Genomic DNA, 21,760 nt, shown 5'->3' with positions numbered 1-21,760 from the left:
ATATGTCAGACCAGTTCCGGACGGACCGTACTCGAGCGTATCCCCTCGAGTGCGATCACTGTCACTATCCGATCCCGGACGACCCCGTCGAGAGCGACGACGGGCGATACTGTTCGACCGCGTGCCGCGAAGCCGCCGGCAGCGACTCGACGATGGCCGAACCGGATGCCTACAAACGGGTCGCGACCGGCGTCGAGCCGCTCGACTCGCTCGTTCCGAACGGGATTCCCGCAGACTCGTTGCTCCTGCTCTCTGGCGACGAGGGGACCCGCCGCGCCGAACTAGGGCTCGAACTCGCGTGGCGCGCCCTCGAGCGCGGCGAGCCCGCCATCGTCTGCTCGATCGCCAACCCGCCGACGGCGACGCTCGAGCGGTTCTACCAGAGCGGCTGGAACGTGCTGCCGGCGCTCGAAAACGACCGGCTGCGGATCATCGATTGTTTCACCTATCGGCTCGACGACCGGGAGAGATTCCTCGACGAGCGCAACGACTGGTCGACGTTCGTAGGCGAGGCCGCCGAAGACGCCATCGTCGACGTGCGCGATCCGAGCGACCGCTGCGAGGTGGCAAACAGGCTCCACAGCGCGCTCGACGACCTCGAGATGACCGAGACCGGGCTGGTCACGATCGACTCCCTGGACGACCTCGAGTCGGTGCTCCACGAACAGTCGATTCGGGAGTTCATCACGGACGTTCGGGCGACCGTCTGCAAGGCCCGGTTCGTGCCGATCGTTGCCGCCGCGACGGCGGCCGAACAGGGCGGCCCGCCGGTGGCGGAACACGTCTTCGACGGGATCGTCGATCTGCGACTGACGGACCAACTCACGCCGGAGGCGCGGCTCAAACAGCTCGCCGTCCGCAAACTGACCGGGGCCCAGTTGCTGCCCCAGTGGGTGACCTACGAACACGAACCCGCACGCGGCCTGTTCGCGTTCGGGCCGAATACGGACGCGCGACAGGTCTACGATCTCGGGAACGGGCCCGCCCAGCCCGACCGTCCCCGGTAGCCGTCCGGAACGGACACGGACGAACGGATCGAACGGTACGAGTGCTAATGGAGAGATTTACCCGAGAGACGACTCTCGTTCGGTCGCCGTCATCACTCCGTCGCCTGATCAGCCAGTGCGTACAGCGTGATCGGTCCTTCGTCCGAACGGTCGTTGCCGATCGCCCATAACGTCTCGTCAGCGACGACCGGCGACGTGACCGTTCCGTGGGGCACGTCGTATTTCCATACCAGTTCGCCGCTCGCTTTGTCGATCGCACGGATTCGCGCCTCGTCGCCCGGCCACGAGCCGGCGACGAGAAGGTTTTCGGTGACGACCGGGAGTGTGTCACTGCTGCCTGCCAGTCTGGGCCCGCCATCGGGTTGAAACGACCACGTCGGGGTCCCGTCCGTCGGCTCGAGCGCGTACAGCCGATTGTCGCCGACGACGTAGACGTACTCGTCATCGACGGTCACGCCCGTTCGCGGCGCGTTCCGCTGTTCGAACCGCCACGCTACAGTTCCGTCAGTCCGTGACAGCGCCGTGATACTGTCCGGGCCGTCCGCAGCCTTCACCGGGAGGTAGACGTGATCGGTATCGACGACGGGAATTCCTTCACCGATCGGGAGCGTCGCATCCCAGCGTCGTTCACGTGATCCCAAATCGAACGCGACGACGTTCGCCACGTCGTCCGGTGCCTCGTCCGTCGTGAGAAACACCGTTCCGTCATCGATCGCCATGTCCTCGGGATACAAATTACCGGCCGCGAGCGGTACGTGCCACTCGACGCGTCGGTTCGCTACGTCGACGACGTACAGGTTCGAAACGCCGTCGTCGGTCCGCGTCGTCGTTCCGACGTACACCCGATCACCGTCGACTTTGAACGCCGTTGCGTGTTCGTCAGCGCTCTCGTCGAGAGGAATCGGGATAGCCCACTGTTTCTGGCCCGTTTCGGGATCGATCCCGATCACTTCCGAGTCGCGCGTCCGCTTGTTTAACACGAGAGTAACGACGACACCGTTAGTACGCGCTATCGAGGCACGATGAGCGGTATACGGGTCCACGGCCGTCTCGGTGAAGCGCCAGCGAACCGAGCCGTCGGTCCGCGAGATCGCCGCGAGAATGTCTCGATGGTTACTGATGAAAAGCGAGTCTTCGGAGAGAAGGGGTCCGCGACCGATCCGGCTGTAGTAGTCGACATCGACAGCCTGTTTCCAGGCCAGAGACGGTTCGCTCGTCGTGACTGTTGTCCCCTGTTGGTACATACTGTTCCGAGCGTCGACGAAAATCTGATCGACGGTATCGTCACCGATCGTCCGGCGTTGCGGGTCGCCGTCCGTAGACGAGGAATTCATCGATTCCGGATCGGATTCCTCGAGACAGCCGGCGACACCGGCGGATGCGACTGATCCGATGACAGCGAGCACCGTTCGCCGTCGATAGAGAGAGCTGCGGGATTCCATCGTCTCGGTGGAGCAACTAGACTGTAATAACGATACTTGCCGTTCGGAGAAAATCACCGAAAGGAGGCGGTCTCGATCCTTGACTGCGGTCGAGCGATCCGAATCCGGCTCGTGAACCCAACTCCGTCCTGCATGCGAGAGCGCGCTCAGCGTTTATCCGCTCGTTGGGTTTAGCACCCATCGCAGCACTACGACCGCCAGCGACCAGCGCGTCGATCGGGGCGAGACGGCATCGACGAGCAATCCACAATCGGCGATCCACACAGTCACACCCATGAACGACCGATACGACAGCGACCGACGAGAGACAGAGAACCGAACTGAGCGCTCGAGCGACGCGGAGAACCGACGCGAGGGACAGGGCCGAGAGACCGGTCGGAGCGGGCAGGGCGGGGACCGCGGCTGGCTCCACGGTATGTTCGGCCGCGGTAGTAGCGACGATGTCGGCGCGCAGGGTCCCGACCGGCGGGAGCGCGAGCGCCGGCAAACGGAAAGCCAGCAGGGTTTGTCCGGCGACAGCGGCCGGGGTCGCGGTTCCGGCACGACCATCGATCGAGACCGCCAGCGCGGCGGGCAGTCCGGCGGAGAACAGGGCGACTATCCGCAGCGCGGCCGGTCCCAACAGCAACGCGAACAGGGGACTCAGCGCGGCCAACGCGGCCAACAATTCGGCCAACAAGGGACACAGCAGCGAGGGCAGCAATCCGGCCGCCAGCGCGGCCAATCCGGACGACAACAGGGCGACCGCCAGCAGCGCAGCGGGTTCGAAACCGACGCGATAGACGAGGCGAACCTCGAGTACGGCGGCGAAGCCCGACACGAGCAACGTCGTGGCGGACAGCAGGGTGGCATGCAGGGACAGCGCGGACAACAGCGTACTACCCAGAACCAGCAGGAACAGTACGGACAGCAGCGTAATACGCAGCCCCAACAGGGCGACACGCGAGGCCGCCGTGAACAGCAGGGACGGCAGGACCGCACGCAGGGCCAACAGCGCAGCGAAAATCAACCAGGCGCACAACAGCGCTGGCACGAGAACCGGGAACCCCAGGCCGGTTCGACGGGTCAGACGCAGGGCCAACGGGACCAACACCACCACCAACAAAGCGATAGCCGGGGCGAGGGTCAGCAAACCCGGTCCCGATGGGGCGGCGAGCAACACGGCAGCCAGTACCAGCAGGGCCAACCGGCATACGGTCGCCACCAGCGCAGCGAAGGCTACGAGTCGGGAACGGGACGCGACCGCGGCGGTGACCAACGCGGCGGGCGCTCACAGCGGGACTACGGTGACTCCCAGCAGTTCGACCGCGGCGGCGAGTACGGCAGCGATGACCGCTCGAGCGGCCGCATGAACCGAGAGCAACAAACCGGCGGCGGTCTCGAGTACCAGCAACAGGGCCGACGATCCGAGCAGGGCGACTGGACGGACTCCCAGGAATCAGAGCGGGGCTCGAGCGGCGACCGAAATCAGCAACGGCAGGACGACGACATGACCAACCGCCGCCACGTCCACGAACGCGATCCCACCGCCGACGAGGAACGGGCCCGTGACGAGGACTGGTCGAGCTAACGCCGCGTGCGAGCGGAGCCGCCGCTGCGAACCGAGAACACGCTCGTTTTTGCGCCGCCGTCCGATCGGCCGATATGAGCGGCACGTACGTCCTCGTGATCGACGTGACTCGAGCGACGACGATCGAAGTCGGCGCGCTGGGCGATCGCGAGTTCCCCGCCGGCGCGTACGCTTACGTCGGCAGCGCGTTCGGCCCCGGCGGCTTCAGTCGCGTCGACCGCCACCGCGAACTCGCCGCGGGCGAGCGCGAGACGCGCCACTGGCATCTCGATTACCTGCTCGGCCATTCTGCGACCCGACTCGAGACCGCGATCACGTTTCCGGACGCCGACAGAGAATGCGAACTAGCGGGGTCGCTGCCCGGCGATCCGGTTCCGGCGTTCGGTGCCTCGGACTGTGATTGCGAGGCACACCTCCTCGCGGCTCCCGACGCGGCGGCGATTCGGGACGCGGCGGTCGACGCGGGCGGTGTTCTCGACGACTAATACTCGAGTTCGCCGCCGCGTTATTACGGCTGCTTGTGAAACGGTATCCATGAGCAATTCAGAATCCGAGGCACCGACCGACACCGATCCCGAACTCAGCGACGATGCCATGGGCCGATTCCCCGTGCCGGCGTTCGACGACCTGCCCGACGACCTGCAGGCCCGAATCGACGAAGAGACCGAGCGCGCTGGCTTTACGCCAAACGTGTTCGCCGCGTTCGCGTACAAGCCGTCGCAGTTCCGGGCCTTCTTCGAGTTCCACGACGCGCTCGTCGAAGACACCGCTCTCGAGCGCGAGGAGATAGAGCTGATCGTCGTCGCCGTCTCCGGCGTCAACCACTGTTACTATTGTAACGTCGCCCACGGCGCGCTCGTCCGGATCTACGCCGACGATCCGACGCTGGCCGATCAGCTGATCGCGAACTACCGGACCGCGGACATCAACGAGGCCCACCGGACGATGCTCGACGTCGCGGTCACACTCACCGAGCGGCCGACCGAGATCGAGCCCGCCGATCTCGAGGCGTTGCGCGAGGCCGGCTTCAGCGAGGAAGCCATCTGGGACATCGGGGCTGTCACGGCCTACTACAACATGAGCAACCGGATGGCGATGTTCGCCGAGATGCGGCCGAACGACGAGTTCCACACGCTCGGTCGCGAGTGACGGCGTCGCAGAAAAACGAACGAACCGAAGCCGCCGTCAGTCGTCGCTCGCCGCGAAGTTGGCCGATTCGGCCTCGGCGGCCGCCTCGGGCGCGCCGGGCAGTTCGTTACGCACGTCGTCGCTACCCTGCTCGGTGATCGCCTCGTGGTAGGCCTCGGGCATGACCTTCACGAACGACTCGAGCGCGCGCTCCCAGTTCTCAAGCAGGAGTTGGCCGCGCTCGGAGCCGGTGTAGGCGACGTGGTTCTCGACGAGTCGACGGAGCATCCGCTCGTCTTTCTCCTCGAGTTGGTCGTGGAGCGAGACCATGCCGGTGTTGGCCTTGGCCGCGAACTCGTCGTCGGGGTCGTAGACGTAGGCGACGCCGCCGGACATGCCGGCCGCAAAGTTCGTGCCCGTCTCGCCGAGTACGGCGACGACGCCGCCGGTCATGTACTCACAGCCGTGATCGCCGACGCCTTCGACGACGGCTTTAGCACCGGAGTTGCGTACCGCAAAGCGCTCGCCGGCGACGCCGTTGACGTACAGTTGGCCGTCGGTCGCGCCGTAGAGTGCGACGTTGCCGATCGAGACGTTCTCGGTCGGGTCGTAGGCCGCGGTTTCGGGCGTTCGGATCGTCAGTTTGCCGCCCGAGAGGCCCTTACCGACGTAGTCGTTGGCGCTGCCGTCTAAGTGCATCGAGACGCCGCTCGCGAGGAACGCGCCGAAGCTCTGGCCGGCGGTCCCGTCCACATCGAGGGCGATCGTGTCCTCGGGCAGTCCGGACTCGCCGTAGCGGCTGGTGATGCGGTTCGAGAGCATCGCGCCGACGGTCCGGTCGACGTTCGTGACCTCGGTCTCGATCGAGACCGGCTCCTGATCCTCGATTGCGTCGGCCGCAGCCTCGATGAGATCCCGGTCGAGTTGGTCCTCGAGTTCGTGGTCCTGCTCGCGGATCTTCCGGCGAACGTCGCTGCCGGGGTCGGCTAGCACCTCCGAGAGGTCGACGTTGCGAGCCTTCGGGTGATCGACGTCGTCGCGTTGCGCTAAGACGTCGACTTGGCCGATCATCTCGTCGACGGTCTCGAATCCGAGTTCGGCCATGATCTCGCGCAGTTCCTGCGCGATGAAGGTCATGTAGTTGATGACGTGTTCTGGCTCGCCGGGGAACCGCTTGCGCAGGTCCTCGCGCTGGGTGGCGACGCCGACCGGGCAGGTGTTCTTGTGACACTGTCGGGCCATGACACAGCCGCCGGTGACCAGCGACGCGGTGCCGAAGATGTACTCCTCGGCACCCAGCAGGGCGGCGACGGCGACGTCGCGGCCGGTCTTCATCCCGCCGTCGGCGGAGACGCGGATGCGGTCCCGGAGGCCAGTCTGACAGAGCATCTGGTTTGCCTCCGCGAGGCCGAGTTCCCACGGAAGGCCGGCGTTCTTAATCGAGGTGCGCGGCGAGGCACCGGTGCCGCCGGAGTGGCCCGAGATGTGGACCACGTCGGCGTTTGCCTTCGCGACGCCGGCGGCGACCGTGCCGATGCCGGCTTCGGAGACGAGTTTGACGTTGATGTCGGCCGCCTCGTTGGCTGCTTTCAGATCGAAGATCAGCTGTTTGAGGTCTTCGATCGAGTAGATGTCGTGCAGCGGCGGCGGCGAGATCAGCCCGACGCCCGGCGTCGACTTGCGGACGTGAGCGATCATCTCGTTGACCTTCGAGCCGGGGAGGTGGCCACCTTCGCCGGGCTTGGAGCCCTGGGCCATCTTGATCTGTAGCTCGTCGGCGTTCGAGAGGTACGTCGAGGTGACGCCGAAGCGGCCCGAAGCCACCTGCTTGACGTTACACTCGCGTTCGGTGTCGAACCGCTCCGGCGGCTCGCCACCCTCCCCCGAATTGCTCTTGCCGCCGAGCCGGTTCATCGCGATCGAGTTGTTCTCGTGAGCCTCCGGCGAGAGCGAGCCGAGACTCATCGCGGCGGTCGAGAACCGCTGGACGATGTCCTTGATCGGCTCGACGTCCTCGACTGGAATCGAGTCGCGATCGGAGTCGAACTCGAGCAGTCCGCGCAGGGTCTGGAGGTTCTGTTGTTGGTCGTTGATCTGTTCGGCGAACTCCCCGTAGCGCTCGTAGTCGTTCGAGCGGACGGCCTGCTGAAGCGCGCCGACGGTGTCGGGGTTCCACTGGTGGTGGATCCCGTTGGAGCGGTGTTCGAACTCGCCGTGGCGGTCGAGGTCTGACTCCTCGCCGTCGGCGTGATCGAAGGCGGCTGCGTGGCGCTCGCGGAGATCTTCCTCGATCTCGGCGAGGCCGATTCCTTCGGTACGGTTCTCGGTGCCGGAGAAGTAGTCCGCTACGAGCCCCGAATCAAGTCCGACGGCCTCGAAGATCTGGGCTCCCTGGTAGCTCTCGACGGTCGAGATGCCCATCTTGGCCATGATCTTCAGCAGGCCGTCCTCGACCGCGCCGACGTAGGCGTCGATGGCGACCTCGGTGTCGGCACCGTCGGGGCCGGCGGTGATGTCCGCGATCGTCTGGTACGCGAGGTAGGGGTTGACCGCGCCGGCACCGTAGCCGACCAGTGTCGCGAAGTGGTGGACGGTGCGCGGATCGGCCGACTCGACGACGAGTCCGACGTGGTTGCGCAGTCCGTTACGGACGAGGTGGTGGTGTACCCCGCCGGTTGCCAGCAGACTCGGGATCGCGACCCGGTCCTCGTCGACGTTTCGATCGGAGAGGATGAGCACGTCGGCCCCGCCCTCGATCGCCGCGACGGCGTCCGCTCGCACCCGCTCGAGTGCGGCCTCGAGGTCTGTTCCGAGGTCGTCGCTCTCGGGCTCGTAGGTGATATCGACCGTCGTCGCCGTGATGCCGTTTGCCGAGCAGTCGCGGATCGAGCCGAGTTCGGCGTCGGTCAGGATCGGCGAGTCGAGGACGAGCTGGCGGGCGTGTTCGGGTGACTCGTCGAGCAGGTTCCGCTGGAAGCCCAGCCGCGACTCCATCGAGGTGACCAGTTCCTCGCGGATGTAGTCGAGCGGCGGGTTGGTGACCTGTGCGAACAGCTGCTTGAAGTAGGAAAACAGCGGCCGGTTGAACTCGGTGAGCACCGATAGCGGCGTGTCGTCGCCCATCGAGCCGACGGGGTCTTTCCCCTTCTGAGTCATCGGCTCGATCAGGTTCTCGAGTTCGTCGTGAGTGTAGCCGAACGAGGCCTGGTAGTCACGGAGGCCGTCGACGGCCTGTTGGGGCGAGCGGTCGTCAGTCGTTTGAATGTCGTCGAGGTGGACCTGCTCCTGGGCAACCCACTCGCCGTAACGGTCGTCGGTGAGGTCCTCGAAGACCTCTTCATCGGGAATGACGCGCCCTTCCTCGGGATCTGCGAGGAACAGCTGGCCGGGCTGGAGGCGGCCGCGCTCTTCGATGTTTTCGGGTTCGGTCTCGAGCGCGCCGGCCTCGCTGGCCATGATGAGTCGGTTGTCGGTCGTCACGTCGTACCGGCAGGGGCGAAGGCCGTTGCGGTCTAAGACCGCACCGATGCGTTCGCCGTCGGTCGCCGCGACGAGCGCGGGTCCGTCCCACGGTTCGACCAGCGAGGCGTGGAAGTCGTACCAGTCTTTCCGATCGGGGTCCATCGCGTCGTCGCCGCGCCACGCCTCGGGGACGAGCATCCGCAGGGCGTGCTCTAAGTCCCGGCCGTCCTGCATCAGCAGTTCGAGGGCGTTGTCAACGCTTGCCGTGTCGGACTGATCGGGGTCGTCGATGATCGGCTTGACCGCCTCGAGATCGGAGAGGACGTCGCTCTCGATGTCGGTCTCGCGGGCCCGCATCCAGTTGATGTTTCCCTGAATGGTGTTGAACTCGCCGTTGTGGATGATGTTCCGGTAGGGATGGGCGAGGTGCCACGCGCCGAGCGTGTTCGTCGAGAACCGCTCGTGGACCATCACGAACGTCGACTCGAGTCGCTCGTCGGTGAGATCGGGGTAGTACGCGGGGACCTGCACGCCTTTCAGCAGGCCCTTGTAGACGACGGTCTTCGAGTCCAGCGAGACGACGTAGAAGCGCTCTTTGTGCTCGATATCGGCGGCTTCGACCGCGTTCTCGAGGGCGCGTCGGGCGACGTAGAGGCGACGGTCGAAGTCGTCCCCGGAAATATCGTCCTCGGGCGTGACGACGACTTGCCAGACATCGGGTTCGGAGTCGACGGCCGTCTGGCCGAGGTCGTCGTTGTCCGTCGGCACGTCCCGCCACTCGAGGACGCCGAGGTCGTAGGTGTCGAACGTCTCCTCGACGAGCGAGACGAGTTCCTCGCGGGCCGCGGTATCCTGCGGCAGAAAGAGCGAGCCGACGGCGTAGGTCTCAGGAAGGGAGGCGTCGAGAACGCTCTCGAAGAACGAATCGGACGTCTGAAGCATGATGCCGGCACCGTCGCCGGTGTTTTTCTCCGCACCGGTCGTTCCGCGATGCTCGAGATTGCGAAGGAGTTCGAGTCCGTCGGCGACGACGTCGTGGCCCCCACCCCCGTCGAGGTCCATGACGACGCCGACCCCGCAGTTCGACCGCGCGTCCGAGGGGTCGGCGAGCCCCCGTGAACGCTCGGTGGATGGCGCTATCTGTGGCTGTGTCATACACACCCTTAGCGAGAACAACTATAAGAGGCTAACCCATTATGGCTAAGTGTATTATTAACACATATATACCGATATAAGGAGTGGTGCAGCCCTTAATTATACAATGCGACGCCTTCGGCTATCGACGGCATGGTATCGGAACCGCGGAGAACAACCGACAGTCACAACCTCGATCAAACCCCCGCCCAGGAAGTCGACCGTCCCGGTAGCGGGGAATGTCAGAGGCACGTAGTGTTCACCCACCAGAGTGAACACCACATGCTTCTAGTCACTCTTCCCGGGTAAGCAAACTCGGGTTAAAGAATTAGGTATGAGTGGAACAGTCACTCACGATCTGGCGACCCACAGCGCTCGAGCCGAGCCGCAAACGGCAGCGAAGACACGCGGTTCGGCGACGAAAGTCGGGCCGCTCAGTAAGATTTCGCGAAGTACGCGATCTCGTCGGCGGGGTCGCCACAGACGCCGCACTCGTCGGCGTCGGGTTCGGGGACCTCACCGGCCGTCGAGCCGCCCTCGTCCTCGAGGGGCTGCATGACGATTTCGGCGGCGATCTTCTCCTTGATGGCCTCCTCGCAGGCCTCGTCGCCACACCACGGCGTCTTCACGTAGCCGCCGTGTTTGCCGATCGTTCCGAGAATGTCCTCCGGACTGTGGGCCTCGCGGACGTTGTCCTCGAGGGTCTCCTCGGCGGCTTCGTAGAGTTTGTCGTAGATGTCCTCGAGGTGCTCGTCGACGGCGTCGACGATCTCGTCGCGGTCCTCGACGGTCTCCTCGTTGTCCGGGCGATGGACAAGCGTGGCCTCCTCGTCCTCGACCTCGTAGGGGCCGATCTCCAACCGGAGGGGGACGCCGTTGAGTTCGTGTTCGTTGAACTTGAAGCCGGGATTGCGCTCGTCGCGGTCGTCGAGTTCGACGCGGAAGCCGGCCTCCTCGAGGTCCTCGGCGATTTCCTCGGAGTACTCGAGGACCTCCTCTTTGGTGTCTTCCTGCCAGATGGGGACGATGACGACCTGCGTGGGCGCGACCGTCGGCGGGAGCACGAGCCCCTGGTCGTCGGAGTGGGTCATGATGAGCGCGCCCAGTGCGCGCCACGAGAGGCCCCACGAGGTGGTGTAGGCCGTCTGTTCGTCCTCGTCTTCGTCGACGAAGGAGATGTCGAAGGCCTCGGCGAAGCTCTGGCCGAGGTTGTGGCTGGTCGCGCCCTGGACGGACTTGCCGTCGGGCATCAGCGCCTCGACGGTCGTCGTGGTGTCCGCGCCGGGGAACTTGTCGTGTTCGGGCTTTTTACCCCGCAGCACGGGAATCGCGAGCACATCCTCGTAGAGGTCTTCGTACTGACCGAGTCGGGTCCAGACCTCGTCCCACGCGCCCTCGTCGCTCGCGTGGGCGGTGTGGCCCTCCTGCCACATGAACTCCTTCGTCCGGAAGAACGGCTTCGTCTCCGTCGCCTCCCACCGAACCACCGAACACCACTGGTTGAGTCGCATCGGCAGGTCGCGGTGGCTGCGCGTCCAGTCGGCCATGAAGGGCGCGATGATCGATTCGCTGGTCGGCCGAACGGCGAGGCGTTCCTCGAGTTCGTCGTGGCCGCCCTGGGTCACCCACGCGACCTCGGGGTCGAAGCCTTCGACGATGTCTTTCTCCCGCTCTAAGAAGCTCTCGGGGATGAACATCGGGAAGTAGACGTTGTCGACGCCGGTCTCCTTGAACCGGCTGTCCAGCGAGTCCTGAATGGCCTCCCAGAGGGCGTAGCCGCGGGGCTTGGTGACGATGAAGCCGCCCATCGGCGCGTAGTCAGCGATGTCGGCTTTCTGGACGACCTCGGCGTACCACTCGCCGGGCTTGTGCGATTTCGACTCGGTGATGCCGAGTTCTTGACTCTCGTCGCTCATTGTGTCGACATGCAGTCAGCGCGGGCTTAAACCATGCGAAGGGCGAACGGTCGCTCGCGAGTCGATCGCAAGGGGCCGCGTTGGCACAGACCGGCGTCATCGCTGGCGAGAAACCATAAACACAACATCTGTTTCCCCCGGTTCTCACACCTTTATGCGAGTCACGCCGGTATAATTCCCCGATGAAAGCGATCGAAGTCGACGCCTACGGCGATAGCGACGAACTCTCGGTGGTCGACGTGCCGACCCCCGAGCCCGGCGCGGGCGAGGTTCGAATCGACATCGAGTCCGCGGGGATCAACTTCGCGGACATCATGCAACGGCGCGGCCACTACCCGGGCGGTCCCGACGCGCCCTACATCCCTGGTATGGAAGCCGCGGGAACGGTCGACGCGGTCGGCGACGGCGTCGAAGACCTCTCGGAAGGCGACCGCGTCGTCGGCATGATAGACACCGGCGGGTACGCCGAGTACGTCACCGCCGCCGCGGACCTGCTCTTTCCGATTCCCGAGGCGATGAGTTTCGACGAGGCGGCCGGGTTTCCCGTCCAGTTTCTGACCGCCCACGCGTGTCTCTTCGAGTGGGGTGGCCTCGAGGAGGGCGACTCCGTCCTCGTGCAGGCCGCAGCCGGCGGGGTCGGCACCGCCGCCGTCCAACTGGCGTCGAACGCCGGCGCTGAGGTCTTCGGCACCGCGAGCACGCAGGAGAAACTCGACCTCGCGGCCGAGATGGGCTGCGATCATCCGATCAACTACACCGAGACGGACTTCCGCGAGGTCGTCGAGGAAGAAACCGACGGCGAGGGCGTCGATCTCGTCTTAGAGAGCGTTGGCGACGACGTCTTCGAGCGCAGCCTCGACGCGATGGCCCACTTCGGCCGGATGGTCACGTTCGGCGTCGCAAGCGGCGTTCCCGCAGAGGTCAGCAACCAGCGCCTGCTCTTCGAGAACAAGACGGTCAAGGGGTTCCACCTCGGGCAGGCCTCGATGCACGATCCGTCGCGAGTCATGCAGGCCGTTCCCGAATTGACCGAAGGGTTCGCAGGCGGCGACCTCGAGGTCATTCTGGGCGAGTCGTTCGCGCTCGAGGACGCGGCCGAGGCTCACCAGTACATCGAGGATCGGAGGAGTTCCGGGAAAGTCGTACTGAAACCCTAAAAACGGCTTTCGTGGGAGATCACGGCCCCAGGCGTCGGGTCTCAAAGACGGAGCCGATTTTGGATTCCCGTGATCTCAGTCGGCGATGAAGCGTACCCGAGACTGGGCGACGACCGACCGAACTGCAAGTGGGACGGACCACGCAAGCAGCCGCGATGCAGTCTCAGCCCAGCCACTCTTCGAGCGTCCGCTCGATACCGTCGACATCCTCGAGGCCGTCAAGATTGTCGAGGAACGCGTCGATTTCCCGGAGCGTCTCGTCGGTACCACCGTCCTGTGCGACGCGGCCGAGACTGATGAGGAGGTCCACCTTGGGACTGTCGACGTCAAGACCCGCAGCCCTCGAGACGATGGTTTCGTCGGCCGGATCCTCGAGATGGACGAAGGCCGGTGGGATCGCGTCTTTGAGCAGTGCCGAGACCATCAGATCGTCGACAGTAGCGCCGGCTGGAATCTCCTCGAGCATCGCCTGCATGAACGCGGCGGGATCACCGGGATCGTCGTCGACGACGTTACGGACGAACGATCCGCCGTCGAGCCGTCGGAGGTTGCGCTGCTCGTCGACCCGAACCCGCACCAGTTCGAGGTCCTCGTTGCGGAACTCGGGACCAATTTTTTCCCGAGGCACGCAGAGGTCGGTCCCGATCGTGCCCGTCTCGAGAGCGGCGAACGGGTCCGCGAAGTCGTGGGCAGCGTACTCACCGGAATCGGGGAACGTGGCCGTTTCGAGGAACGCCGCGTCCGTCGGCGGTGACCAGTCGCGCTTGTTCCACGGAAAGTCTTCCTGGATAACAACGGTGTGACCGCTCGGAAGCTCTGCGACGTACCACGGCGATCGATCAAACATGGCTTCGAGGCCCCCGAGATCCTCGAGTGCCGACTGGGAGTAAATCCCGAAGATTGGGAGTTCCTCGATGTGATCGGTAATCGGGTAGTCCGTGGGCCAGCACTGAATCGGATCCACGAAGCCCAGCATCGGCGCGTACTCGACATCGGTCGCCATCGCGAGCCGACAGATGAACTCGAAGATGATATCGACGCGCCGCTGATACTCGTCCTGGCTGATGCCGTTTTCCCAGGGGTCAGAGAACCAGCGGGTATCTGAGATAGTACATCTCGACAGTGGTACTTCCGAGTCTTTCGCTCTGGGAGCGTCTGGGTCGGTACGATCGTCGTCGGATCGTACATCGAATGTAGTACTGAAGTTCCACTCATTGTACGAGACGATACATTCTGATGCATGTGAATTAGCACTAACCGCTTCCGGGGAGATTCGTTCAATCTCGAGACCGACAGCTGCACAGGCCTCTCTGATCGCCTCGTCGATGTCTTCGATTTCGGTCGATGTATAGTATGGAAGACTGAGCATATTATGATCCAATCTCTTCGTAATCTTCAGTAGGTTTCCCCGTCAGGAGACGTATATCGCCTGCCGGCATTGATCCGGTTTCTAGCCAGCCAGCAGTCGATGACGGCGAAGGGAGATCAAGGTGGATATCCGGATTACTGTTATCTCCACCGTCACTCACCCGGTTGATCCAACCAACGTCATTCTCACTAATGTATGCCCAGGCATCTTCTCCGCCTTTTGGAAACGCGGTCCGAACGTTCCCCTACCCTGCTTGCTTACTGCTGGCTAAGGCGTCATCAACGATGCCCCCTCAGTATTCGAGACGTGTAGAACGCCATGACTTCGGTTCCTTCGGCCATTTAAATCTTCATTCGATTTGGGGTCCGAGCTACAGCGGTTGGTCCCTCAGTACTATTCGATTTCTTCTAACCGACGATCTAGCTTGTTTGACGCGTTAATAGCTGCTTCCCTCAACTCTGCTTCCCCGATCCCATCGCTGGTTTTCTCGCGCAGTTCAGGATCTTCACAGTATGCGTCGGCTTTCCGAAACAAATTCTGCAATATCTCATACGTATTGTCGGACATCGTCAATGTTTCACCCTTGAATTCCCGCAAGTAGTTAAGAGAGAACTCGGAAGCTGATATCTCTCCCTCGGTGTATCCTCGTATCATCTCCCGGTATTTCGATATGACTGGTTGCTCAGTCATCGTCTCACTCTTATAGATCTCCCGTCTCCTCGAGGTGCTGCCTCTGCTTCTTACTTAATTTCTAGTCAGAGACGAACTCTTCATCGGGTTTGGCACGGCGTTACCCCTGGTCTCGAGGTACAATAACTCCACGGCCACATAGTTCCCTGTCTCGGTATCGCGTGTAAGGTTCACTCCTCTATCAGTGGTCGAAACCAAGCTTTAGTCTCGTCGATATTGTCAAGCGCGAGCAGGTCAAGGGCAACTGTCTGTGCCCGACTGGGCCGGGTGACGACAGCATCATCCATACCGTCTTTCCCGTCGAGTAACTGCGCGCGCTCGTCTGTGACAAGCGTCCGAACGTCTTTGCTGGTCACGGTCTAACCCTGAAGAATATCGTCATCGATACATAGCTGCTGGTTCGGTTCAGACCAACCAGTCCTCGAGCGTCTTCTCGATCCCGTCGACATTCTCGAGATCGGCAATTTTATCGAGCGCGTTGCACATCTTCTCAAGATCCTCGTTTTCGTCGAACTCCTCGAGCTGGGCGACGCGACCGAGCGAGACGAGCAAGTCGTGTTTGTTCGTCTCGACGTCGAGGTTCATCACCTTCGTGGCGACGTTCTGGCCCTCCGGTTCAACGAGGCGGATGAACGCCGGCGGGATGGACTCGTGGAGCAACGCCGAGACCATCTGCTGGTCGCGCGTCGCGTCTGCCGGGATATCGTCGAGCATTCTGCCGATCACGTCGGCTTTTCCGCCCGAGTCGTCCTCGACGACGTTCCGGACGAAGGTGCCGTCATCGATCCGGCGGAGATCGCCCTGGTCGTCGATGCGCACAGGGACGAGATGGAGATCCTCGTTGCGGAACTCTTCGCGAATGTCGTCGCGATAGACACAGACGTCGGTCCCGATCTCACCGTTGTCCAGCGCGGCGAACGGATCGGACAGCCCGGTGGATCCGTCGTCGGTCGCTTCTCGTTCGACGCCGTTCTCTCTCAAGAGATGATCGTCGGCCGGGAGTTTGTTGTGATACCCCTTCCATGGCGTTCGGGTTGTGATGATGAGAATGCTGCCGTTCTCGAGTTCCTCGACTTTCCACGCCGGCGTCTCGATGACGTGTTCTCTGCCGCCGAGTTGCTCGATCACCGGCTCGGAGTAGACGCCCAACCACGGGATCCGCTCGAGGTCGATCGGGACGTCGAACGCGAGTACCGTCTCCGGTGAGGGGATGCCTGGCGCGAAGTGTGTATTGAACGTCGCGACGTAGAATGGATCCAGTTCGAGAGTGAGTCTGCGAATCAGTTCCACGAGGATGCGCGCGAAGCCAGTGTATTCGTCTTCGGAATCCGCGTTCGCGGAGATCATCCCGTTAGCATCCGCTGAGATGGTGAGCGCCGAATCTATCGGCTCCTCATCCGGCCCTTCGGGATTGAAATTGAGCGACACTTTCCGGTTGTCCAGGTATACTGACGTCCCGCTTCCCTCAGTGAGCGTAACCTCGTCGGGATCCACTGGTGTCGTCGATTTCCCGGCAAGTCCCAGTTCTGCGCAGATCGTGAGCGTTGGCTCGACTAACTCCTCGTACTCAAGACGTTCGGTGCTGTAGAACAACACCTTGACGACGCCCTCTATTTTCAGTCGGTCGGTCATTTTACGCCCCTACTTCCTCGTAGCTTTTGAACTCCACTGTAACACCATCGAAGTTGTCTTCGACTACACCGGCGAGCTGAGTCGGATTATCGAGTTCTTTCACCGAATCGTCGACTTCTGGCCGGAAATCATCTCTGATTTCGTCACTGTATTCGGCACTTAGCTGATCCTTTCGCATGACGATGATGATTTCATCTTCGCCGCTCGCTGCAAGTGTATTCAATTTCTCTCTTAGACTCTCGAGGTTGTCGCCGACAGACTCGTGCGCACTTTCGCCTGAATAGAGCGGCTCAAAGTCCCGCGTGTTCTTCGATTCGTAGGCAGGGCCGTTCTTATCGTTGACGTCGATGTCAGTGGGTCCCTGCTTCAGGTCATCAGCTCGAGTGAGGCCGTTCGGGATATCGTCGTCTTCGATATCGTTGGGGTCGACCTTCTTTCGTAATTCGACATCAGCATCGGCGTCATTTTCGATTACTTTCCTTGCAGTTCGGGTTTCTCCCGCGAGACCAGTGTATCCAGCCCTATCACCAGATATTTTCCCCATCACACCATTCAAATCTTCTATACTTTCGCTATCGAGGAATTCGAGATCCTGATATACAGCCTCAGGGTCTTCACCGGGAACGTCGTCCGGAACGTCGTCGGAATCCTCGAATGCGTCGACGAGTTTGTCCTTTTCTCTGCTAGTTAGTCCTCGTTTGTCGCCGAAGTCATCGACAGATTTCAACAGGCTATCACATGGGCTATTACAGACGCCGATTTCCAGCAGCCTGACGCCGTCGTCCCCGGACCGGGCAATCGACCGCTGTGCGAGTGCTTTTTCGTCCGGGTCTAGGTCGTCGTAGCGTTTGACGACTGTCGACAACTCGGCCGAATCGAGACCGCCGTTTTGATGGGCTCTCACGAGGCGACGCTGGACGTCGGGGGTATCGATCTCGAGCAGGGCGTCTGCAGCTTCACCGTCGGCGGCGGCGAGGTCATCGTAGATCTGCTGTCCGTCTCCACCAGTCTGGGACAGGAACCGTCCGAGCTGTTGCTGTCTGGTTTCCGGCAGGGCATCCACATCGGCGTCCACTCCGCGCTGCAGCCGCCATAGTCGATAGACCTGTCCGGCGGTTTCACCCTGACTCAGAAGCGGTTCCGCAGCGTCGTCGGTCGCCAGCAGCAGGCGTGCGGTCACTCGCGCTTTGGCGGCGTCGGTCGCGCCATCGATCCGAGAGAGCGCCCGAAGGGCGCGGCTATCCGAGAGCCGGTCCGCGATATCGCTGACACGGTCGGTCTCCTTGATCGCGTTTTTCGCTCCGGTAGAGCCTCCACTGACGGCGTGTTTCGAGAGGAAGCCGAGCGCGTAGCCCTGGTACCAGTTCGCCTCGAAGAGCTCGTACTTCGTCGTGCCCCCCTCGTACGGATTGTTCTGCTCCTGTTTCTGTTCGAACTGCTGGATGTAGCCGTCGATCAGCGTGTCGATCACCGTGGGATCAGCTTCGTCGACGAGCTCGAGCATAGCCCGCATGCCCTCGATGAACGCACCGGGATCGTGCAGGAGCTGTTCGGCATCCCGGAAGGCGACGCCGACGCTCGCGGAGAACCCGGAGACTGTACCGAGTTTTCGTGCGACCTCCCTGTCTGCGAGGTCCCAACCGGTCGGGAGTTCACCGGCCATGTACCCGTAGAAGTTCGCTCGCTGCACGGCGACGGCCTGCTGACGATTGCCGGTCGCGTCCGTCGCGCGCAGGGACACGCTTGTTCCGAGGGTCGTGTCAGCGATGGCTCCCGCGAGATCACCACTAAGGTCGATCGCGCTTCCAGTACCCGAGATGACTGTCGACTTGATGTTACTAGTATCGACGTTCCCGCCGGAGATCTTATCTGTGTACTCGAACCGACGTGTCAGCTCGTCATCGGAGGTATCGAACCGTTTTTCGACGGAGCCCTCCTTGACGAACGCGACCTCCTCGATGCCTGCCTCATCTTCGATCGATGCGCGCGCCCAGTAGGTGGCGTCGAGACTCGTCTCCGGGACACGCCAGCCGCTCGTGTAAACATCTATTTTCGGTGGATGAACGTCGTACAGCGTCGGATCGTTCCGGCCACTCGTCTCGTCACCGTCCCTGATACCGTCGTCGTCTGTATCACCGTCGTTTGGATTCGTCGCGAGGTTGCGCTCGCGACCGTCGTCGAGATCATCGTAATCCGTGTCACTATTCCACGGATCAGATGTCGCCTGACCGGTGTCGTAGGCCTCTTCGAAAGTCTCTTCGGTCAGCTCACCAGTCTCGAGGGCCGATTTCGTCGCCTCGCGACTCGTCGTTCGGGCGTAGGTCACTGGCTCCCGACGCTCCGTGTAGTCGTCAACGCCGTCGCCGTCGGTGTGAACGCGGGTTGGGTCGCTCACCGGGTCGATGTAGATCGATCCGGAGAGTTCACTGGTATTGTATCCGGCTCTGGAGACCGTTCCAACGATCGCCTGATACTTCGGGTCCGGACCCGGGGGACCAGACCCGTCGGTGTTTCGGTCTCGTAGTTCCTCTGCAGTAATCGCCTCTCCGAGTTCGGTTCCGTCCTCGAGTCCGTCACCGTCCGTATCGGCGCTGTACGGATCGGTCTCGAGTAGGCCGGCGTTCGGGGTGACCACGCCGCGTCGTTCGGCGGCGTCGGAAATACCGTCGCCGTCAGTGTCCTGTGCGCCGATATCGTCGGCGACCCGCGAGAACACGTTCGGCAGATCAGCCGGATCGTCAACGTGCGTGTAGTTGCCGCCGGTGATTTGAGCGATGTCCTGGAGCTTATCTCCATCCGCACCGCCAAATCCGATCGTGTAAATCGTCGTATTCCGCCGGGCTGCCGTGCGCGCCTCTGCGCGGCCTCCGTCGCCCTGACCGTCAGTGAGGAGGATCCCAACCTGTGCGCGGGAATTGTTGCTCGTCTCAGCGAAGTGCTGATTTGCTTTTTCGACACCGTCGCCGATATCGGTTCCGCCGTTGGCGTCGAGACTGTCGATCGTGAGGTTGACTGACCCGAAGTCGGTCGTCAACTCTTGAGCCACGTGAGCATTCCCGTCGAAGTCAACGACGCCTGCTCGATCTTCCTCGACTAATGCGCCGACGAACTCTTTGGCGGCCTGCTTACGGAACTCTTGGGGATCATTCGAACTCATCGAGCCCGACGAATCGATGATCATCGTCACGTCGACGGGCTGGACTTCCGACTCGTCAGTCTCGTTTTCGGGGCGTTCCGCGACGAAGTTCGACGCCCAGTTACGCACGTCGAAGACGACGAACCGCGAGAAGTGTTCGGTTTCTCCAGTGACTGTGTTCGACTCCTGATCGACCGTCGTATTCAGGGGTTCGAATACCCTCAGCGACTCGTTGTACCGGAAGACGACCAGATCCGATTCGTTCGTTTCTCCGAGCTGTGAGTCATCGTAGGAGAACGTGACGTTCGCCGACTCGAACGACTCCTCGGACTCGAGGTCGACGAACGACGTGACCTGGGCCGACTCGATCGAACCGCTCTCGAATCGTTCTTGTGAACCGTTCTCGATCGTGACGCCGCTGGCGATGTCACCGCTACCCGCCAGCGAAACGTTGACGCCGAGCGACTCGTTGCTCGTCGCCGTCGTGTACGTGGCGTTGCCATCCAGCGTTCCGTCGCCGTCAGAGTCCGCGACAAGTGGATCTGTTCCAAGGGCAATCTCCTCGCCGTCAAGCAGTCCGTCGTCGTCCGTATCGGGATCACTCGAATTCGTGCCGATCTCGAGTTCGCGGTCATCATCGAGGTCGTCACGATCCTCGTCGGCTTGCGTCGGCGTCGTGCCGGCCTCGTACTCCTCGAGCGTGGTCAGACTATCGTTGTCAATGTCCCACTCGTCATCGGTGACGCCATCGTCGTTCGTGTCGGCCTTCGTCTGGTCGAGTTTCGAATACCGAATCTCGTAGCGGTCGGGAAGCCGATCACCATCGGTGTCCCCGCTGAACGGGTCGGTCCCGAACAGCCCCTCGTGGTAGGTCGTGACCCCGTCGTCGTCGAAGTCTTCAAGGCCGTCGATCGTCCCATTATCGCTCTCGTCGACGGCTGTCTTCGAGGAATCGCTGTCGGGATCCAGTGGGTCGGTCCCGGCCGTCTCGAGTTCGTATGTATCCGGGAGCGCGTCACCGTCCAGTAGCAGTTCGTCGGTGGTTGGCGACGAGTCCGAGGACGACGACCGCCCGTTCGCGTGTTTTGGCGGCCCACGGTGGTGCTTTCGGTTCGTGCTCTCTTCGAGTGTCGCCCGAATGCGCTGTTCTCGATCCTCGAAGCTGACGTTCGCGACAAACGTGACGTTTGACGCCGGCACGGTACTGGTACCCGGCTCGACTTCGACAGTAGAACCATCCTCGACCGTCACCGTCACATTCCCGAGTTCGTTCGGCCGGACCGTCTCGATCGCACCGCCGATGGTCCGATTCGTGGCTTCCGAGCCGTTTCGAACGGGGTCGTTCCGGGTCGTGATCCGTACCCGCGGCGTCGTCTGGCGCTCGAGTTTGTCCAGTGCCTGCTGGCTCTGGCGCCAGGCAGTCATGGTCGGATAGCTCGTGCACGCTTCCGCGCTGTTCGTTCGACGTTGCTGCCCCCGTCGTCCTCGAGAAGCTTTCCACCGCGGTCGTACGCACGTTCGGCGTTTCGAAGGTGGCTCTCGATCGCGTTTTTGTGACCGGGATTATCGATATCGTCTTCGAATCGCTCGAGGGCGCGCCGCGTGTCCGTGACGGAGACGTTGGCCGTCCGCGCGTTCGCCTTCGTGAGCAACCACGTCGACTGGTTGACCTGCGCTGGATCAGCGTCTGCGAGTGGTGCTAAGCGGGAGACGGCCGCGGCATCGCCTTCGAACACCTTATGGCTCTCAACGCGGTCTTTGTCGAGATAGAAATCAAGCGTCTCGTTGATTCGCTTCCCAACCTGCTTTTTCCGTCGTTCGTCGCGTTGATCAGCAGGTTGAATCACTGCGAACTCGGTGACGGCAGCGTACTTCAACTCGAGCGCGGTCGAATCCTGTTCACCCGAAGTGAGAAGTTGAGACAGCCCATTCAGGCTATCATCGTTGACGGCTGCCCCCGCCGTATTCATTCCCGGAGCGGCCATAGCTGGCCCGATCGCTCCGGTTATTAATAAAATAGAGAACGTTATCTCCAGTATCTTTTACATCTGCTGATTCATACAACCGGTCTATAGTTATACTACAATAATTTATTGGAATGTCTGATGGGAAAACAT

At 62.3% G+C, this 21,760-nt stretch carries 14 protein-coding genes; 5 read left to right on the top strand and 9 right to left on the bottom strand.

Annotation, left to right across the window (positions count from 1 at the left end):
- The first annotated feature begins 2 nt into the window (after window positions 1-2).
- Window positions 3-1,007, top strand: coding sequence for an RAD55 family ATPase (locus ACJYUO_RS07025; RefSeq protein ID WP_494344677.1), 1,005 nt, complete (start codon window positions 3-5; stop codon window positions 1,005-1,007).
- A gap of 92 nt (window positions 1,008-1,099) precedes the next feature.
- Here ACJYUO_RS07025 and ACJYUO_RS07020 read toward each other — a convergent pair whose 3' ends face one another.
- The gene (locus ACJYUO_RS07020; RefSeq protein ID WP_494344676.1) at window positions 1,100-2,449 is read right to left on the bottom strand and encodes an outer membrane protein assembly factor BamB family protein; all 1,350 of its coding nucleotides are present in this window, start codon (window positions 2,447-2,449) and stop codon (window positions 1,100-1,102) included.
- A 274-nt stretch (window positions 2,450-2,723) separates the two neighbouring features.
- On the opposite strand from ACJYUO_RS07020, the gene ACJYUO_RS07015 reads away from it, so the two are divergent.
- From ACJYUO_RS07015 to ACJYUO_RS07005, 3 genes are all read left to right on the top strand, one after another.
- Window positions 2,724-4,019 carry a hypothetical protein gene (locus tag ACJYUO_RS07015; RefSeq protein WP_494344675.1) on the top strand — a complete coding sequence of 432 codons (1,296 nt, stop codon included), beginning with the start codon at window positions 2,724-2,726 and terminating at the stop codon, window positions 4,017-4,019.
- Window positions 4,020-4,093: 74 nt separating this feature from the next.
- Complete coding sequence (locus ACJYUO_RS07010) at window positions 4,094-4,504, top strand: GIY-YIG nuclease family protein (protein WP_494344674.1); 411 nt, start codon at window positions 4,094-4,096, stop codon at window positions 4,502-4,504.
- Window positions 4,505-4,553: 49 nt separating this feature from the next.
- A complete protein-coding gene (locus ACJYUO_RS07005; protein ID WP_494344673.1) occupies window positions 4,554-5,168 on the top strand; it encodes a peroxidase-related enzyme in 615 nt (204 codons plus the stop codon).
- A 36-nt stretch (window positions 5,169-5,204) separates the two neighbouring features.
- Here the strand turns inward: ACJYUO_RS07005 and gltB are convergent, their stop codons facing one another.
- Together gltB and proS are read right to left on the bottom strand one after the other, a co-directional pair.
- On the bottom strand, window positions 5,205-9,764 hold the full coding sequence (gene gltB, locus ACJYUO_RS07000) for a glutamate synthase large subunit (RefSeq protein WP_494344672.1): 4,560 nt from the start codon (window positions 9,762-9,764) through the stop codon (window positions 5,205-5,207).
- Window positions 9,765-10,177: 413 nt separating this feature from the next.
- Complete coding sequence (proS, locus tag ACJYUO_RS06995; protein ID WP_494344671.1) at window positions 10,178-11,659, bottom strand: proline--tRNA ligase; 1,482 nt, start codon at window positions 11,657-11,659, stop codon at window positions 10,178-10,180.
- Between the two features lie 182 nt (window positions 11,660-11,841).
- Between proS and ACJYUO_RS06990 the strand changes: the two genes are divergently transcribed.
- On the top strand, window positions 11,842-12,816 hold the full coding sequence (locus ACJYUO_RS06990) for a quinone oxidoreductase family protein (RefSeq protein WP_494344670.1): 975 nt from the start codon (window positions 11,842-11,844) through the stop codon (window positions 12,814-12,816).
- A 163-nt stretch (window positions 12,817-12,979) separates the two neighbouring features.
- Here ACJYUO_RS06990 and ACJYUO_RS06985 read toward each other — a convergent pair whose 3' ends face one another.
- The 6 genes from ACJYUO_RS06985 to ACJYUO_RS06960 all read right to left on the bottom strand — a co-directional run bounded on the left by ACJYUO_RS06985 (window position 12,980) and on the right by ACJYUO_RS06960 (window position 21,628).
- A complete protein-coding gene (locus ACJYUO_RS06985) occupies window positions 12,980-13,819 on the bottom strand; it encodes a hypothetical protein (RefSeq protein ID WP_494344669.1) in 840 nt (279 codons plus the stop codon).
- Window positions 13,820-14,578: 759 nt separating this feature from the next.
- The gene (locus ACJYUO_RS06980) at window positions 14,579-14,875 is read right to left on the bottom strand and encodes a colicin immunity domain-containing protein (protein ID WP_494344668.1); all 297 of its coding nucleotides are present in this window, start codon (window positions 14,873-14,875) and stop codon (window positions 14,579-14,581) included.
- 170 nt (window positions 14,876-15,045) lie between these two features.
- Window positions 15,046-15,231 (bottom strand): hypothetical protein, encoded by a 186-nt coding sequence (locus ACJYUO_RS06975; protein ID WP_494344667.1) that lies wholly within the window; start codon window positions 15,229-15,231, stop codon window positions 15,046-15,048.
- 49 nt (window positions 15,232-15,280) lie between these two features.
- Window positions 15,281-16,507, bottom strand: coding sequence for a hypothetical protein (locus tag ACJYUO_RS06970; protein WP_494344666.1), 1,227 nt, complete (start codon window positions 16,505-16,507; stop codon window positions 15,281-15,283).
- Window position 16,508: 1 nt separating this feature from the next.
- Window positions 16,509-21,068 (bottom strand): vWA domain-containing protein, encoded by a 4,560-nt coding sequence (locus ACJYUO_RS06965; protein ID WP_494344665.1) that lies wholly within the window; start codon window positions 21,066-21,068, stop codon window positions 16,509-16,511.
- Window positions 21,065-21,628 carry a hypothetical protein gene (locus tag ACJYUO_RS06960; protein ID WP_494344664.1) on the bottom strand — a complete coding sequence of 188 codons (564 nt, stop codon included), beginning with the start codon at window positions 21,626-21,628 and terminating at the stop codon, window positions 21,065-21,067. Before ACJYUO_RS06960 ends, ACJYUO_RS06965 begins: the two co-directional genes overlap by 4 nt.
- Between the last annotated feature and the right edge of the window lie 132 nt (window positions 21,629-21,760).

The sequence above is a fragment of the Natrinema sp. CRL1 genome (genome assembly GCF_059162405.1).
Note: the sequence above shows the minus strand (reverse complement) of the source record. Positions and strands in the feature narration are given on the sequence as shown.